Origin of the sequence: Cellulophaga lytica DSM 7489 (assembly GCF_000190595.1) — a bacterium.
In the GTDB taxonomy this organism is placed as follows: domain Bacteria; phylum Bacteroidota; class Bacteroidia; order Flavobacteriales; family Flavobacteriaceae; genus Cellulophaga; species Cellulophaga lytica.
Genome location: NC_015167.1, coordinates 227649 through 246056 on the forward strand (window position 1 = coordinate 227649; position 18408 = coordinate 246056).

Annotated in this window: 11 protein-coding genes; 7 read left to right on the top strand and 4 right to left on the bottom strand. The window is 33.9% G+C overall.

Features of this window, described 5'->3' with window-relative positions; translation table 11 throughout:
- The first annotated feature begins 195 nt into the window (after positions 1-195).
- Together CELLY_RS01125 and CELLY_RS01130 are read left to right on the top strand one after the other, a co-directional pair.
- Positions 196-1440, top strand: a complete 1245-nt coding sequence (locus CELLY_RS01125) for a carboxypeptidase-like regulatory domain-containing protein (protein WP_244847028.1) — start codon at positions 196-198, stop codon at positions 1438-1440.
- A 37-nt stretch (positions 1441-1477) separates the two neighbouring features.
- On the top strand, positions 1478-2527 hold the full coding sequence (locus tag CELLY_RS01130; RefSeq protein WP_013619812.1) for a S66 peptidase family protein: 1050 nt from the start codon (positions 1478-1480) through the stop codon (positions 2525-2527).
- 27 nt (positions 2528-2554) lie between these two features.
- Here CELLY_RS01130 and rocD read toward each other — a convergent pair whose 3' ends face one another.
- Positions 2555-3835 (bottom strand): ornithine--oxo-acid transaminase, encoded by a 1281-nt coding sequence (gene rocD, locus CELLY_RS01135; protein WP_013619813.1) that lies wholly within the window; start codon positions 3833-3835, stop codon positions 2555-2557.
- A 256-nt stretch (positions 3836-4091) separates the two neighbouring features.
- On the opposite strand from rocD, the gene rlmD reads away from it, so the two are divergent.
- From rlmD to CELLY_RS01150, 3 genes are read left to right on the top strand one after another with little or no spacing between them, the layout of a single operon-like run.
- Positions 4092-5504 carry a 23S rRNA (uracil(1939)-C(5))-methyltransferase RlmD gene (gene rlmD, locus CELLY_RS01140; protein WP_013619814.1) on the top strand — a complete coding sequence of 471 codons (1413 nt, stop codon included), beginning with the start codon at positions 4092-4094 and terminating at the stop codon, positions 5502-5504.
- A 39-nt stretch (positions 5505-5543) separates the two neighbouring features.
- Positions 5544-6056, top strand: coding sequence for a DUF6452 family protein (locus tag CELLY_RS01145; RefSeq protein ID WP_013619815.1), 513 nt, complete (start codon positions 5544-5546; stop codon positions 6054-6056).
- Positions 6037-6822, top strand: coding sequence for a DUF6048 family protein (locus CELLY_RS01150; RefSeq protein ID WP_013619816.1), 786 nt, complete (start codon positions 6037-6039; stop codon positions 6820-6822). Before CELLY_RS01145 ends, CELLY_RS01150 begins: the two co-directional genes overlap by 20 nt.
- 96 nt (positions 6823-6918) lie before the next feature.
- Here CELLY_RS01150 and CELLY_RS01155 read toward each other — a convergent pair whose 3' ends face one another.
- Complete coding sequence (locus CELLY_RS01155) at positions 6919-8082, bottom strand: THUMP domain-containing class I SAM-dependent RNA methyltransferase (protein ID WP_141103694.1); 1164 nt, start codon at positions 8080-8082, stop codon at positions 6919-6921.
- An 85-nt stretch (positions 8083-8167) separates the two neighbouring features.
- Here CELLY_RS01155 and CELLY_RS01160 point away from each other — a divergent pair, with 85 nt between their 5' ends.
- Together CELLY_RS01160 and CELLY_RS01165 are read left to right on the top strand one after the other, a co-directional pair.
- On the top strand, positions 8168-8845 hold the full coding sequence (locus CELLY_RS01160) for a ZIP family metal transporter (RefSeq protein WP_013619818.1): 678 nt from the start codon (positions 8168-8170) through the stop codon (positions 8843-8845).
- Between the two features lie 3 nt (positions 8846-8848).
- Entirely contained in the window at positions 8849-9277 is a 429-nt protein-coding gene (locus CELLY_RS01165) for a DUF4268 domain-containing protein (protein ID WP_013619819.1), read from the top strand.
- Positions 9278-9283: 6 nt separating this feature from the next.
- On the opposite strand, the gene trhA is transcribed toward CELLY_RS01165, so the two are convergent.
- Positions 9284-9892: a PAQR family membrane homeostasis protein TrhA gene (gene trhA, locus CELLY_RS01170; RefSeq protein WP_013619820.1), complete on the bottom strand. Its 609-nt coding sequence runs from the start codon at positions 9890-9892 to the stop codon at positions 9284-9286.
- 86 nt (positions 9893-9978) lie between these two features.
- Complete coding sequence (locus tag CELLY_RS01175; RefSeq protein ID WP_013619821.1) at positions 9979-18402, bottom strand: T9SS type B sorting domain-containing protein; 8424 nt, start codon at positions 18400-18402, stop codon at positions 9979-9981.
- Between the last annotated feature and the right edge of the window lie 6 nt (positions 18403-18408).

Here is an 18408-nt window from a genome sequence, read left to right on the forward strand (position 1 = left end):
TGTAAGTTTCCCTCTTATTTTAGACATAGATTATGATAAATCATTGCTAAAAAAACCTTAATATATGTTAAAAAAACGTATATTTAAAAGACTCTGATTGTATATAACTAACTCACTTAAAAAACTTTTGCTATGATACTCGCACATACTAAACCCATAAAATTGTCGGTCTTTTACTCTTTTCTTTTCTGTTTTATGTTTCTTTTTTTAGGATTACCAACTGTAAACGCTCAGGAATTTAATCAATATAAAGGAGAAATTTTAGATAGCGACTCTAAAAAACCTCTTGTTTTTGCTACTTTATCTATAGCCGGCTCTAATATTAGTAGTATTAGTAATGCTGAAGGTAAGTTTTCTTTAAAAGTTCCTAATGAAATATCTACAGGTGATTTGGTTGTGTCTTTTTTAGGATATAAAACAAAAAAAATAGACTTAAGAACATTAAAAAAATCTGGCAACAATAAAATATTTTTAGACATAACAGTTACTGCTCTAAGCGAAATAAATATTTCTGCTCCTAAAGATCCAAAAGCATTGGTTTTAGAAACCCTAAAAAAAAGAGGTGAAAATTATTTTGAAGACCCTACAGTAATGACAGCTTTTTATAGAGAAAGCATTAAAAAAAGAAGAAAAAACATATCGCTTTCTGAAGCTGTAGTTAACATTTATAAAGCTCCATACTCTAACTCTCGTAAAGATGTTGTTGAGCTCTACAAAACAAGGAAAAGCACCAACTACTCTAAAATGGATACCCTTGCTTTAAAATTACAAGGTGGCCCATTTAATGCATTATATGTTGATGTAATGAAGTATCCGCAATATATTTTTGGCTTAGATGTTTTACCCTTTTATGATTTTAGTTTTGACCACACTACCCGTATAAACAACAAGTTAATTTACGTTATCAGTTTTAAACAAAATAGCAATACCAACCAACCGCTATACAAAGGAAAATTATATATAGATGCAGAGAAAAAAATACTTACCAGTGCTATTTATTCTTTAAATATTATAGACAAACAAAAGGCTGCTAAACTTTTTGTGCGCAAAAAGCCTAATAGAGCTAAAGTATGGCCAACAGATGTTGCTTACCGGGTAGATTACAGAGAAAAAAATAACAAATGGTATTACAGCTACAGTAGTGCTATTTTAGAATTTAAAATTGATTGGGATAGCCGTTTATTTAACTCAGTTTATAGTATGAGTTGTGAAATGGCAGTTACAGATTGGGAGAAAAACACAAGTAATGTTTTACCTAAAGGTAAAGACAAAGTTAAAATGTCTATTATTCTAGGTGATGAAGCTGTTGGATTTTCAGACCCTAATTTTTGGGGAGAATATAATATTATAGAACCAGAAAAATCTATTGAATCTGCGATAAAAAAAATTAAACGCCAGTTAAAAAGAACAAAAAAAGATGGTTCTGCTGTAAAACCTTAAAAAGTGTATATTAGTTCTAAAATTAGACTACGCTACTATGCTTAAACGAAGAAAATTTATTACAACTGCATTAGGTACTGCTGCAACAAGCTTGCTACCTATTACCATTAGCAATACTAGCTATACTCCTAAAAATAACAATTTACTAAAAGGAAAACAGTTAAAAAAGGGAGATACAATTGGTTTAGTTGCACCTGGATATGCGGTTTCTTCAGAAGGATTAGAACATGCCAAAACTACACTACGTAAAATGGGGTTTATACCATACCACACAGAACGTATTATTGGTAATTACGGATATTTTAGTAATACAGATGCAGAAAGAGCCGCAGACCTTAATGAAATGTTTGCAAACCCGAATATAGATGGTATATTATGTGCGCGTGGCGGTTATGGATGCACACGCATTATGCAATTGATAGATTATAAAATCATTAAAAATAACCCTAAGGTTTTTATTGGTTTTAGTGATATTACAACCTTACTAAACGGTTTTTATATAGAAACTGGCTTGGTTGGTTTTCACGGACCTGTTGGCACTACACTAGATAATGAATACGGAATTTCTATGCTAGAACAACTAGTTATTAACCCTAAAAAAAGTGTTGTAATTCATAATTCTGACTTAACTGAAGAGCAAAAAGAAAATACAGAGTATAATAGATATGTTATTACAACAGGAAATGCAGAAGGTATTTTGGTTGGCGGAAGCTTAACTTTAATTAATGCCTTAATTGGTACACCACATGAAATAGATTTTACTAATAAAATTGTGTGTATTGAAGATGTAGAAGAATCTCCTTACCGTATAGACCGTATGTTAACGCAATTAATAGAAGGTAAAACTTTTAAAAATGCAGCAGGATTAGTTTTAGGAGTTTTTGCAGGTTGTGAAACAACACAAAAAACAAAAACATTTACGTTAAAAGAAGTTATTAAAGATAGGTTAGAGCCTTTAAATATACCTGCGGTATACGGTATGTCTTTTGGCCATATACCTGCAAATTTTACGTTTCCTATTGGTGTTAACGCTAAATTAAGCACGGCTTCTATGACGTTAACCATCACAGAAAAAGCCGTGCTTTAATTCTATTTTATTATTTAAAAGTGACTATTACTTTTTAAACTCGCTTAAAGTTTTTGTAATAATAGCAACACACTCTAACAACTGTTCTTTAGTCATTACCAATGGTGGTGCAAACCTAATAATGTTACCATGTGTTGGCTTAGCTAGTAAACCATTTTCTTTTAATGCCATACAAATATCCCAAGCAGTAGAACTATCTTCTGTATCATTAATTATAATAGCATTTAATAAGCCCTTACCTCTTACCAACGTAACTAAATCGCTAGTTTCTATAAATTTCCCTAATTCTTCTCTAAACAACTCACCTAAAACCTGAGCGTTTTCTGCCAGTTTTTCATCTCTAACAACCTCTAAAGCAGCAATACCAATTGCAGCTGCTACAGGGTTACCACCAAATGTACTACCGTGGTTACCAGGAGTAATAACGTTCATAATATCATTATTAGCCAAAACACCAGAAACTGGATAAGAACCACCAGACAATGCTTTCCCTAGTATTAAAATGTCTGCTTTAACCTCAGGAGTTCCAGAGCAATTTTTATCTGCACAAGTACAATTACCACATGTAGCTAATAAACGACCTGTACGTGCAATACCCGTTTGTACTTCGTCTGCTATAAATAAAACATTGTGTTTTTTACACAAAGCTTTAGCTGCTGCTAAATACCCTTCACTTGGCACATAAACTCCAGCTTCACCCTGTATTGGTTCTACTAAAAAGCCTGCAACGTTTTTGTTGTTTTCTAGAGCAGCCTCAAGAGCAACTAAATTATCATATTCAATTTTAATAAAACCACTAGTGTATGGGCCAAAGTTTTTACGAGCAACAGGGTCGTTAGAAAATGAAATTATAGTGGTTGTACGTCCGTGAAAGTTGTTTTCACAAACAATAATCTCTGCTTCATTCTCAGGAATACCTTTTACTTCATATGCCCATTTTCTACATAATTTTAGTGCAGTTTCTACAGCTTCTGCACCTGTATTCATTGGTAATAACTTATCGTAGTTAAATGTTTCTGTTGCAAATTTTTCAAACTTACCTAGCATATCATTATAAAATGCTCTAGAGGTAAGTGTTAATGTTTGTGCTTGGTTTACCATTGCACCTACAATTTTTGGGTGACAATGACCTTGATTTACTGCAGAATAAGCAGATAAAAAATCGTAATATTTTTTACCTTCCACATCCCACACATACACACCTTCTCCTTTGTTTAATACAACAGGTAAAGGGTGGTAATTGTGAGCTCCGTGCTTTTCTTCTAATGCAATTGCGTCTGCAGATGCCGATCCTTGAATAATTGACATAATCTAATTCTTTTAAATATAAAACTTAAACGATTCCTGCTTAAAGGAGAGAAATCAACCTTATTTTTTAATATTTTGCAAATTACAAATTGCTATTGGAGCATAAAAAATTTAAGACATTAATAATTAATTCCTCTATAATTTATAATTTATCAAAATAACATTAAAATTATCAAACTAAATTTAGCCTCAATTTTATTCATAATTAATAATAAGCAAGTATTTATATAACAAATAATTCTACTATTTTTGCGCTATGCGAAGAAAAACAAAAAGAGTAGTTTTTGAGAATGTAGAAGTAGTAGATGCTGGTGCAAAAGGAAAAACTATAGGAAAAGCTCCTGACGGACGTGTAATTTTTTTAAATAACGCCGTGCCTGGTGATGTTGTAGATGTACAAACCACAAAAAAAAGAAAGGCTTATTTTGAAGGTACTGCCATAAATTACCATACCTTATCTGATAAAAGAACAGAACCACAGTGCGAACATTTTGGCGTTTGTGGTGGTTGCAAGTGGCAACATATGGGCTATGAACATCAATTGTTTTACAAGCAAAAAGAGGTAGAAAATAATTTAACCAGAATTGGACACTTACAATTACCTGCCATTACTCCTATTTTAGGGTCAGAAAAACAATATTTTTATCGCAATAAAATGGAGTTTTCTTTTTCTGATAGCAGATGGTTAACATTAGATGAAGTAAAATCAGATAAGGAAATTGAAGATCGTAATGCTTTAGGGTTTCATATTCCTGGAATGTGGGATAAAATTTTAGACATTAAAAAATGTCATTTACAAGCAGACCCATCTAACGCAATTAGGTTAGAAACTAAGGAATTTGCTACCAAAAATAATATGACATTTTTTAACCCTAGACACCACACTGGTGAATTACGTACCTTAATGATACGTACTTCTTCTACGGGAGAAATTATGGTACTTATTCAGTTTTTTGATGATCATAAAGAAAATAGAGAAGCACTTTTAAATCACTTGGCTACTACTTTCCCTGAAATTACTGCCTTATTGTATGTAATTAATCAAAAACAAAATGATACTATTTACGATCAAGACATTGTTTGTTTTGCTGGTAGAGATCATATTTTTGAAGAAATGGAAGGTCTTCAATTTAAAATAAACCCAAAGTCTTTTTATCAAACTAACTCAGAACAAGCATATGAGTTGTATAAAATTACTAGAGATTTTGCAGAACTTAGCGGTGATGAACTAGTATATGATTTATATACCGGTACAGGGACTATTGCTCAATTTGTCTCTAAAAAAGCTAAAAAGGTTGTTGGTATAGAGGCTGTACCAGAAGCTATTGAAGATGCTAAAGCAAATGCTAAGCATAATAAAATAGATAATACTGTTTTTTATGCTGGTGATATGAAAAAGATTTTTAATCCAGAGTTTATTGCTCAAAACGGTACACCAGACGTAATTATTACAGATCCACCAAGAGAAGGAATGCACAAAGATGTAGTTGAGCAAATTTTAGCTATTGCTCCCAACAAAGTGGTTTACGTAAGTTGCAACAGTGCTACACAAGCAAGAGATTTGGAATTAATGAATGATATGTATGAGATTACAAGACTGCAAGCTGTAGATATGTTTCCGCAAACGCATCACGTAGAAAATGTTGTACTTTTGAAAAAGAGGGCATAATAATTGTTCCAAATTAAAAAGAAATCAAACTATATATTGATGAAAAAAATAGGAATATTAGCTGCAATTCTTCTGTTTACAGGCTTTACATCTTGTGAAAAAGATGATATTTGCGTAGATGGTGACACTGCTTTGTTAATTGTAAATTTTTATGATTTTGAAGCTGAAGAAGAAACTGAAAAAGCAGTTACTAAACTTAGAATTGTTGGTGAGGGACAAGATTCTCCTTTTGATAATGAAGATAGCATAGACAGAACCAACTTAACAACCATTAGTATTCCTTTGCGTGCAAATGAAACCACCACAACCTATAATTTAATTTCTAACTCTGCTGATAATGAAGATGGAGACGAAACTGGTAATACAGATACCGTAACATTTAATTATGCAACCAATGAAGTATATATTTCTAGAGCCTGCGGTTATGTTATTCATTATAATGAATTAACTAGTACACTTACTGCAGATGCAGAAAATTGGATTAAAAACGTAGAAGTAGTAGAAACCACAGTAGAAAACATAGCCGTAACACATGTTAAAATTTATCACTAGTATTTGTATTTTTAGTTTTGTTTTTAATGGCTTTGCGCAGAGTAAAACCATTGACTTAAACAAAAAGGATACGCTTGTTTATGAGCAACCATACGGTATACGTTTGGGTGTTGACTTAAATAGGCTTGCCCAGAATTTCTACAGAGAAGATTACAAGGGTTTAGAAATTACAGGGGATTATAGATTATCTCAAAACCTATACGTTGCAGCAGAACTTGGTAACGAAGAAAATACCAGAGATGAGGACAATTTTAATTTTACCACTACGGGTAGTTACTTAAAATTAGGTGTAGATTTAAATGTATATGATAATTGGTATGGTATGAACAATTCTATATACATTGGTGGTAGATACGCGTATAGCACATTTAAACACAAAATAAACAGTTACCAAATTTACGATAGTAATAGGTATTGGCAAGATGATTTTTTACCTGGCACAGAAAACTTATCTGAGTTTGATGGTTTAAATGCATCTTGGTTAGAGTTTGTTTTAGGTACTAAAGTAGAGATATTTAAAAATTTATATTTGGGTGCTAGTGTTCGTTTGGGGTATTTACTAAGTAACAAAACAGCAGATGGTTTTGCAAATATTTGGATTCCTGGCTTTAATAAAACTACTGAAGGTAGTAATTTTGGCACAGGATATAATTACAGCTTAAGCTATTTAATACCTTTATATAAAAGAGCTAAAAAGAAGAAAAAAGAACCTTTAGAAGAGCAAGAAAAGCCAAAACCTGAAGAAGGCCTAAAACCCAAAAGATAGTAATATACTAACTAAAAAAACAGTCTTTTTTATTAGTAAAAGGGAGCAATAAACACTGTTTATTGCTCCCTTTTACTAATATTATATTTTAGTAGGTTACTCCCTATCTTTATTAAACTTAGCTTTTTTACTTCCCTCATACATTACATATTTCACAAGCCTAGATTCTAAGTGACTGTTAAACACTTTTATTTTTCTAGACGGACGTAGACCTACGTGTTTTAATGCTTCAAGATTAGAAGTTATAAACCAAGCATCTGTACCTGGGTATTTTTGCTTTAAAGTGTCTCCTATACTTGCATAAAATTCTTCCATTTCTATATTTAGTCGTTCCCCGTAAGGCGGGTTAAACACCATATGTAAATGACCGTCTACCTCTTTTTCTGTATCAAAAAAGTTTTTACGCTCAACAGTTATATAATCATCTAAATTAGCATTTTCTACATTATCTTGAGCTTTACGTACAGCAGAAGGTGCTTTATCAAACCCCTTTATTTTAAAATGAAAATCTCTTGTTTTATTTAAGCTACTGTCTACAATTTTATCAAACAAATCCTCGTCAAAATCAGACCATTTTTCAAAAGCAAACTCTTTTCTATTTATGTTAGCTGGTATATTACAAGCAATCATAGCAGCTTCAGTTAAAAAAGTACCACTACCACACATAGGATCTATAAAATCGCACTGACCATCCCAACCACTTAATAACAGACAACCAGCTGCTAAAACTTCATTTATTGGCGCAATATTGGTTGCTGTTCTGTAACCACGTTGGTGCAAAGATCTACCTGATGAATCTAAAGCTACATTACAAGTATCATTCTGTATATGTATATTAAAACGTACATCTGGGAATTTAACATCTACATTAGGTCTTTCGCCTTCTGTATCTCTAAATTTATCTACAATGGCATCTTTAACTTTTTGAGACACGTATAAGGAGTGCGTAAACATATCAGACTTAATGGTAGTATCTATAGCAAAAGTAGTATCTGTAGTTAAAAACTCTCCCCAATCTATAGCATACATTTTCCTGTATAAATCTTGCTCATTATACACCTTAAAAGAAGTTACAGGTTTTATAATTTTAATAGCTGTACGCAAGCATAAATTTGCTTTGTACATAAAACCTTTATCTCCTTCAAAAAAGACACAACGTACGCCTTCTTTTACATTTACTGCGCCTAAATTGCGTAGTTCTTTTGCTAAAATCTCTTCAAAACCAAATAAGGTTTTGGCTATCATTTTATAATTATCCATAGGTATCTTAAAGAATACGCAAAAATACATTAATTTTGCCCCTTATTACATTTTGTCTGCAAAATTGTGTAACACCAATTTATTTATGATTTATATATTACCTATTCTTGGGGTATTGCTTAGTTTTATTTTTGTCTACGTTACCAAACCAAAAAATAAAGAAATATTTAAGTTACTACTTGCTTTTAGTGGGGCTTTTTTATTAGCTATAACAGTTTTTGAACTTTTTCCTGAGGTATACGAACACGGAGACCCTAAACAAGTTGGTGTATTTATAATGCTTGGTATTTTGTTGCAAATATTTTTAGAGTTTTTCTCTAAAGGAGCAGAACACGGTCACGTGCACCTTAATATAGATAGTGTTAATTTACCTTGGATGCTTTTTATTAGTTTATCTATACATTCATTATTAGAAGGTATGCCACTTGGTCACCACCACAATCATAACTTTGTGTATGGCATATTGGTTCATAAAATTCCTATTGCTATAATTTTAAGTATTTTTTTACTTAATTCTAAAATTAAACTAGCACAGGCGGTATTATTTATTACGCTATTTGCGTTTATGACACCATTAGGTAGTTTATTAAGTTCCAATTTAACTTTTTTAAAGACGTACCATATACAAATTACAGCATTGGTTATTGGAGTTTTACTACATATTTCTACAGTTATTTTGTTTGAAAGCTCAGAAGGTCATAAGTTTAACTTAAGAAAGTTATTAGTTATCATTTTTGGTATAGCTATTGCTTATTTTATCTAAGATATGTTTAGCAGAGAAGAATCTAAAAAATTGCGTGAAGAGTTCTGGATTTCTTTTGGAAAATCGTTTCCTAGGAAATGGACACTTTACAATACAGGAATTAAAAATTTATCTTTTAAGTTTTATTTTGATAAAAAAACTGCAATGGTAACTTTAGATTTAGAGCATAATGATTTAGAAAAGCAGATAGATACTTGGGAAAAATTATCTTCCTTAAAATCTATTATTACTACAGATTTTTTACCTGATGCTATTTTTACAGACGCTTACATTTTAGATAACAAAAAAGAAATTTCTAGAATTTATGTGATTAAAGAAAATGTTAGCATACACAACAAAAACACTTGGCAAGAGACAATGGTTTTCTTAAATGAAAATATGCAAAAGTTTGAAGCTTTTTTTGAAGATTATAGCGACATTATTAAAGGATAAAACAGACTAAATTAGCGTTAATATAAAGAAAAAGTGTGCCACACTACCTGCCAAAACAAACAGGTGCCAAATAAAATGATTGTAAGGTATTTTGCGTATTGCGTAAAATACAATTCCTACTGTATAAAATACTCCTCCTAAAAACAATAAGTTTAACGCCAACGAACTTACGTTTGCAACTAAACTAGAATAGTCTAAAACTATAAGCCAACCCATTGCTAAATAAAGTAATAATGACAAAGCCTCAAACCTACCTGTAAAAAATAGTTTTAGAATAATGCCCACAATGGCTATACCCCAAACTACCCAAAAAATAAGCCAGCCATTACCATTCTCTAACGTTATTAGAGCCACTGGTGTATAAGTGCCTGCTATTAGAACATAGATACTACTGTGATCTAGAATTCTGTATTTTTCTTTTAAAGCCTTTGTTGTAGCTGCGTGGTATAAAGTTGATGCGGTATACAACATTATTACTGACACTGCATATACTACTAAGCTAAAAAAAGCAAACGTAGTTTTATTAGTATTAAAATACAATAACACAAATAAACCAACTAACCCAAAAACAGCACCTATTGCATGTGATGCCGTATTTAATCTCTCCTCATTCATACCAGTAAGTAACTTTAGGTACAAAATTACCCAATACTTTTGATTCTATTAACTAAAAAAGGCGCTAAAAAGCGCCTTTTTTTTTACTATCTGTATAGTGTAAAGTGTCCAACATAACGTTGTTTCTCCTTATCATTAGCATTAACTACATACCAATAATCTCCTGTTGGCACTTCGTTACCTTCATAAGTACCATCCCAAGATGTAACATCATCTAACCTTGCTACAACTCTACCATACCTATCATAAATGATAATTTCTATGTCTGGAAAAAACTCTCTGTTTTTAGGTGCCCATCTATCATTTTCATTATCTCCATTAGGTGTAAAGAAATTAGGTATGTCTATTTTACCAGTAAACTCAAACTCTAACTTAACCTCAGCTACACAACCTTGTGCATCTTCTACACGTACGGTAACAGTTTCATCTTCATTTAGCTGATAAATTGAATTATCTCCTTGAGAGTTTCCTTGGAAAAAATAAGTATAACCTCCATATCCGCCCTGCGCTAAAGCAGTTATTTCATTAGGTCCTGTTTTTATTGCTGAAAGAGTTAACGGATCATAAGCATCTAAAGTAAAGTCTACAGAAGTAGAACAACCATTACTGTGGTAAATATATACCGTATGCATTGTATCTGGCTCTAAATCTCCAAAGACATTTTGTGTAGTTGCCATTGCAATATCATCTACATCTAAAGAAAACATTAAATTAGACATTACACTGCTATCTGCCATATCTATAGTAACTGTACTAAAAGGGAATATACCACTACAACCATACTCTATTATTGGTGTTGCTGTTAAATCTACACCATAATCTATATTAATTACAGCGTTAGTATCACACAAATTAGCATCTCTAATAAAGACAACATAAGTTTCGCCTCCTGCTAAATTATCAAAGAATAAATCATCGTTTCTTACAAAATCAGCTGGATCAGCAGAGTTCAAACTTGTCTCATAATACTCATCTCCAGTAACTGGGTCTACAAAAGGTGTTCCCCCAGATATAGAAAGTGTAGCTGTACCATCTGCAGCATTAATACACAACTCTGGTGTAGTATCTACATCTGCAACAACTAATACCTCTGGTTCTTCAACTGTTATTTCTCTTAAAATACTACAACCAACCTCATCTTGTATTAAAACAGAATATGTACCTGGTGCTAAGTCTTCAAAAGTAATTGTGTTTGGATCTTCATCACCTACAAAAAACTCACTTAAAGTATCTGATATAGAGAACTTAATTTGGCCTGTACCTCCTCTTGCTTCAATTCTAATACTACCATCAAAATCTCCCGTACAACTTACTGGGTTTGCCTCAGACATAATAACCTCTAATGGTATTTTTGGTTCTATTTCAATAATATCAGATATTGCAGAACATCCTCCACTAGTTGCATATACATAGTATGTACCAGGACTTAAGTTTCTAAATACTCCAGAAGACTGCTCTGGTCTAACAATGTCTGCTGCAGTTGGTGCTGTTGGCACACCACCTAAATCGTTATTAACTAGTGTATAATTGTAGTTTCCTATTCCTCCAAAAGCTTCAGACCTTATTATAGCTGTTGCTTCACCCTGACATTTAATTTCTGCATCTACTAAATCTAATGCCACAACTAAAGGAAGTGCTTTATCTAAACCAACTTCATTAGATTGCTGTTCTGGACAACCATTTCCATTTTGAACATCATATTGAAATGGTCCTGGGTCTGCGTCAATATCTGGAATAGTAATGGTAACAGATGTAACATCTGGACCTCCAAAGCTTACAAAAGCGTCTGTTGTTCCAGATCTTCTATAAAAATACTCCATACCAGCAACTGGGTTTGTAACACTAAGTCCTATTCTTCCTAAGTCTCCACAACCAGGAGGTGTAATTTCTACTAACTCTGCCTCTACAGGTTCTGGGTCTACAATATAAATTTGTGGCGTAGTAAAGCTACAATCCCAACCGTCAAAAACAGTAATTGTATAATACCCCGAAGGTAAATTAGGAAAGGTAGCAGATTCTTGTAGTCCACTTGTATTTGTAATTGCACCAGAACTATCTAACCTATTTAATTGAAATAAATACTCTTCACCATCACCATCTAAATCTTCACCTCCTGTTACGTTAAAAGCTCTAATTACACCATCATTTGCTCCAGGACAAAGTAATGGTTGTACAATTTCTATATCTGCATTAATAGCAACTGGTAAACTCAGTGTAATATCATCAAAAACAATACAACCACCAGCATCTCTACTGCTTACTCTATAATTTCCTTCAGATAGGTTACTAAATATTGGAGAAGAGCCATAAGCTACCTCTACTGTATATGTGCCTGGTGTTGCTGTTTCTTTTTCTAACTGATACTCATAAGTACCCCAACCACCGTCTGATGTTGCTGTAATTTCTCCTAATCCTGGAACCTGACAAGTAACGTAAGCTGTTTGCTCTGCCATAGTAGTTAATGCTCTGTCTGGAGACCTAACTGGCGCAGTATTACTAGCTGTATCACAAAAAGGAGATTCTAAAGCTTCTACCCTAACAATTAAGTTACCTGCAGGTAAGCCCGTAATAATTTCTGGTGTTGCTATTGGTGCTGTAGTATCAAAAGATCCTGTAACACCTGTAGTAACTTCTGTTCCTGTATTATCTACTAAAAATACCTCATAATTATAAGCTCCATTATAATCGTTTACCTCTATACTTATTTCACCATCACTTGCTCCAAAGCAAGAAACAGGTTTAACTTCATTAATTATGGCATTTATAACATTAAAATCTGGCACTGTAGCTGTTGGTGTTACAAACAAACAGGTACCACTATCTATATCTCTTACTGCAAAAATATAATCTCCTGGTACAGTAACATCCCAAACAACACGATCTGATCCGCTAGAAAATTGAGCTGGCTGAGATCCTAATGGTAACACTTGTACTTCATAATTACCTGGACCTTGGTCTACAATAATTTCTAATTGACCTGCCGAGGCTCCAGAACCTGTGGCATCACAAGTAATAGGATTTAACATATTAAAGTTAAAAGTTAAGTCTGTTGGCGTAGCTATTGTAATAGTCTCTGTTGTTTCACAGCCCTTACCGTCTCTTACAATAACATCTATAGTTTGGTCTACTCCTCTATCTATAATTTCAAAAGTATTAGAAGATTGAAAGTTAGTACCATCATAAAAAGGAGTACCATCATTTAAACTGTAGCTGTAGTTACTATTACCTGTATCAGTTCCTGTACCATCTCCGTTATCATCTGTATAAATAGTAATAGTTGTTGTACTAAATGAGTTTGCAGAAGGATTACATGTAAAATCAGGAGCAACCGGCGTTACTTCTAAAACTGTTGGCTCATCTACAATAATATCATCTGATCTTACAGCACATCCTCTGTCTGACACTACCTCTACTTGGTAAGTTCCAGGTTCAAGGTTTTCAAAAGTTGCATCTTCTATAGATTGTAATGGTGTTGTGCTAGTACCTACATAAATATTATATTCAAAAGGTGCATCTGTAGCAGAAGCAGGGTCTAACTCAACGGTAATACTACCATCATCTGCTCCGTTACAAGAAACATTTTCTACAACAGTAGCATCTATTATTGGTGTATTTACTGTAATAATATCTACCGTGGTAATATCTGAACATAATGGAGTTGTATTAGAATCTAAATCTGTTACTGTTATAGTATAGCTACCAGGAGCTAAACCTGTAAAAATTTCAGGATCTGTGTCTGTTGGTTCATGAGTTGTAGTGGTTGTGCCATCATCTAATTCATACCTAAAATTACCACTACCACCTGTAGTTTCTACTTCTACTATACCGTCTGCATTATTACATGATGGTTGTGATGATGCACTTGCAGATATTGAGAAGAAATCAAACACTTCTACAACCGTACTACTTGTACAACCATTACCATCACGAACCGTTACAGTATATGTACCTGCATTAGGTACTGTAAAGTTTGGACTATCTTGAAAACCATTACCAATATCATATTGAAACGTAGTTTCTGGTCCGCCTGGTGTTGTTAAAGGCGAAGTAACATCTATAGTATAATTTGCTACAGCAAAACATTGGTTAGTTACATCTACTAATGGATCTGCCAAGGCTGGATCCGTACCTATTACTACTCCAGTTAATAAAGACGTACAACCTTTACTATCTTCTATATAAACATCATAAGTTCCAGGAGGTAAATCGTATATATTATTTGTTGTAAGAGTTGGCGCAGGATCTCCTGTTGGCACTACTCCAAAATTATATGCTGGTGACCCACCTACTCCACGTAAAACTAATTGTCCGTTTGGATTTAAACAGGTTGCATTTGTATTACGCTCCACAACTGGTGTTGGGTTATCATTTGTTATTGAAACCAAGGCACTTGCATTACAATAATTTGCAACACCAGTATCTTCTGTAACTATTACCTGATAATTTCCTATAGGTAAGTTTGTAAAAGTACCTGTATAAGGAAAAGTCACATTATTTACTGTAGTTGGACCACTAATTATAGCTCCAGTATCTGTATCTGTTAAACTAATTATAATATCTGAACCATTAGGTAAACCGTCTACTGTGTAATCTACATCTGCATCATCTGGAGTGGCACAAGAAGCCGCAGATGATGTTGCATCTACTGTTAATGGGTTTAATGTAGGAATAGGATCTATTTGCTGAATATGAGTACAACCAGCTGCATCTAAAACCTCTACAAAATATGTTATTCCATACTCAACCTGCCCTGTAAAATCATGCGTATCTGCATCTACATTAGGAGACACCAATGTTTCTCCTACCAAACCAATTAAATAAGGTGCTGTACCACCTGCAATATCTACAAGAAAAGTAAAAGCCGTAGAACAATCTGGACCTATTGTTGGAATTGGTGTTATAGTTAAATTATTTTGCCTTAAATTAATTACATCTCTATCTTCACAAGTGCTAGCATCTCTAGTTTCTACTACATAATCTCCTTCTGCTAAACCGGGGAAATTTGCTGTAGTTGCTGCCGTAGGACCTACAGTTGCTAATACATTACCTGCTGTATCTAATAAAGTATAAGTGTAAGGAGCTGTACCGTTAGACACTGCTGTTACATTTATTTCTCCGTCTGCAGGTGTTACACCGCAAGTAGGACCTACAAAATCTACTGTAGCATCTACTCCAGGTGTTGCAGGACCAACTGTAAAAGGAACTGCTACATCACAACCTCTACTATCTCTTACGTAGTATGTATAACTACCAGGAGATAAGTTACTAAATACAGGTTGGTTTGTAAATGTTACATTATCTGAACTATATTGATAAGGAGGAACACCAACCGTAGTATCTGGAACCAACTCCACACTACCTGTAGCATCGTCTCCACAAGTAGGATCTGTTACATTAGCCGTTGCCGCAATAGTCTCTGTAGGACTAAGTGTAATTACGTTTGTTTCTACCGTACAAGTTTCATTGTCTGTTATTCTAAACTGATATGTACCATCTACAGCTGCTGTATAAACAAATGAAGAACCTGTAAAACCTACAGCAGGACTATATGCTGATCCATTAAAACTTACCTCATAAGTTTGATATGGTGTGTTTCCGCTAGATACATTTACTCTTATTTCTGCATCTCCGTCTCCTGGAACTAAACTACACGTTAACTCTTTTTGTATGGCTACAGTTGTAGTCATTTCTGGTCTAATATTTCTGCCTACTAAATCTGTACAACCATTACCGTCTCTAACTTGTATTTGGTAGCTACCTGGACCTGGTGCAGGTATAGATTCATTTGCAGTACCTGCAAACCAAGCACCACCATTTACTCTATATTCATAATTACCATCACCTCCAGAAGCTGTTACATTTATAGTTGCCGCATCTGTACTATCAAAACAAAAATCTGACGCGCTAGTATCTATCGTTAATGTTGGTGAACTTAATGCTGTTAATGTAAAGTTATAACTTGAAGAGCATCCTTCACTGTCTTCAACTATTAAAACATAATCTCCTTCTTGACTTAAGCCTGTGAAATTAGAATTATTTCTTGGACCTATATCAGACAAAGCTCCTGGTCTTTCTAAAGTATAGCTATAACTACCCCAACCACCAGTGGCGTTTGCAGTAATAGAACCTCTATTATTATTAGCACAACTCATTGGTGTAAGTGTAGGTGCCATTGTTAATGGTGCAGATGGCTCACTAATAGTAAGTGTTGCTGTCTCTACACAATTAGTTTCTTCATCTGTAACCGTTATTGTATAACTACCCGCAGCTAAACCACTAACACTTATAAAGTTGTCTGATTGACCTGTTACCACAGGATTTGCATCTATTTGATAACGATAAGTAGATGCAAAACCATCTACAACAAAGCGACCACGACCATCAGAATCTCCCACACAAGTAACGTTGTCTTGTAATTGTGCAGTAACTTTTATAGAACTAATATCATTAATAGCAAAACTTTCTGTGTAAGAACATCCGCCTGCATCTGTTACTCTAAAAGTGTAACTTCCTATTCCTAAACCTGTAAAAACATTATTTGTCCCATTAGATACAGAGCTTGGTGCAATAATTTCATAATCTGTTATTGTTCCACCACCTATTACTGCTAAACTAACAGTTGCTGTACCAGTTCCACAGTCTATGCTAGATACCGTAAAATCTATATCTGTAGGCTTGTTTAATGCTGCAAAAGTTACATCTGGTAGCGTCTCTACACAACCGTTAGCATCTCTAACTTGTGGTGTATATGTACTTCCCTGAGATAAACCAGGAAAAACAGTAGTACCAGTTACAAAACCAGAACCTATACTATACTCATAAGGGCCTGTACCACCAGTTGCAGGTGTAAATGTAATTTCTCCTCCATTTTCATTTCCACAACTTGGTTGTGCTGTTATTGATGTAGATGATGATATTGATGAAGGAGTTCCTATACTTTCTGATACTGGTGCTGTTGTACACACAAAAGTATCTTGTTGATACCTTACTACAACATCATAAGATCCTGGAGCCAAACTAGAAAATACATTACTGTTTTGAAAAGTTACACCATTATCATTACTATATTCTAAAGCGTACCCATTACTATTTGTTACATTAATTGTTAACCTTCCATTATTTGCGCCACCACAATTGGCATCTTCTGCTGTTACATTAAATACAGGAGGTGGTATATTTTGTACTTCTACAGCAGCGTCTTTTGTACAACCATTAACATCTTCTACCAAAATATTATAGGTACCTGCAGAGCTAACAGCAAAAACAACCGAACTAGCAAAAGTAGTACTATAAGTTGCTCCGCCATCTAAACTATAACGGTAAGGAGAGGTTCCTCCAGACACATCTAAAGTAACATCTACACTTGTTGCGCCACAACCAAAACTGTCGGTTGCAAAAGCTGTAGCCTCTATAGGCGCTAAACCATTACCAATAGTAATAGGGTCTCCTGCAATTTCTGTTACAGTTACATCACAGTCGTTAGTTTCTACCTGAACAGAATATGTTCCTGGTCCTAAGTTGTTAAAAGTATGACTTGTATTTGCACTAGGTCCAAAAGTATCTAATGTTACACCATTTTTTAAAAGTCTGTAACTGTAAAAACCAGTAGCTCCAGAAACTGACACACCAATATTTCCTTTTTCTCCACTACAAATAATATCTGTTTTTGTAACATCTACTGTCATAGACTCCTCAGTAATTGTTACTATTTCTGATGGAAAAATACAAGAAGTAGCTGGTGCATTTTTTAACTGAGCAAACACTTGGTAGTTACCAGGTGTTGTAATATCAAAAGAAGGGCTATCTTGAAAAGGCCCTGAAGCAGAATTTAAACTATATTCATATCCTGCTGGCACATTAGTAACCTCTATATTTCCTGGGTTACCACATATAATATTTTTTGATGTAATTTGAGGGTCTAAAGGGTTAGATGTTACTCTAAAGTGATAGTAAACACCAGAGTCTACGCGCACTCTATATTCACCTTCTACACCTGTATTACTGGCGTCTAACAAATACGTAGGATCATTACCTACTGTTACCCAATCTCCACTACAAGCACTGTTGTATGTAGGACAATCATCTGAACCAACAAATGAACAACCAGACCCCAATTTTTGCCATACATAAGTACTACCTGAAGTACTTAATGATACTGTTCTATCATCTCCTGTACCACACAAGAAAAATTTTGCAAGTGTACTACCATCATCCGGACAAGTACTCTCTTCGTTTGCTCCATTAATAATAGTTGCAAACATTACAGGCGTTGCCAACGTATTGGCTTTAACCGTTTTTTTCTTTGTTGGTGATATGAGGTTAACTTTTTCTTTGGCAGGAGTTTCTTTTTTCTCCTCCAATGTTAATGCTTTAAATAAAGCATCGTCAAAAGTAATTACGTCTGTTATAAAGCCGTATACTTTAGGATTAGCAATAGCGGTAGTGCATACTATAAAGCCAAAAACTAATAGCATAGCACATAACGCAAGTTTTCTTTTACTTGGTTGCATAGGTTA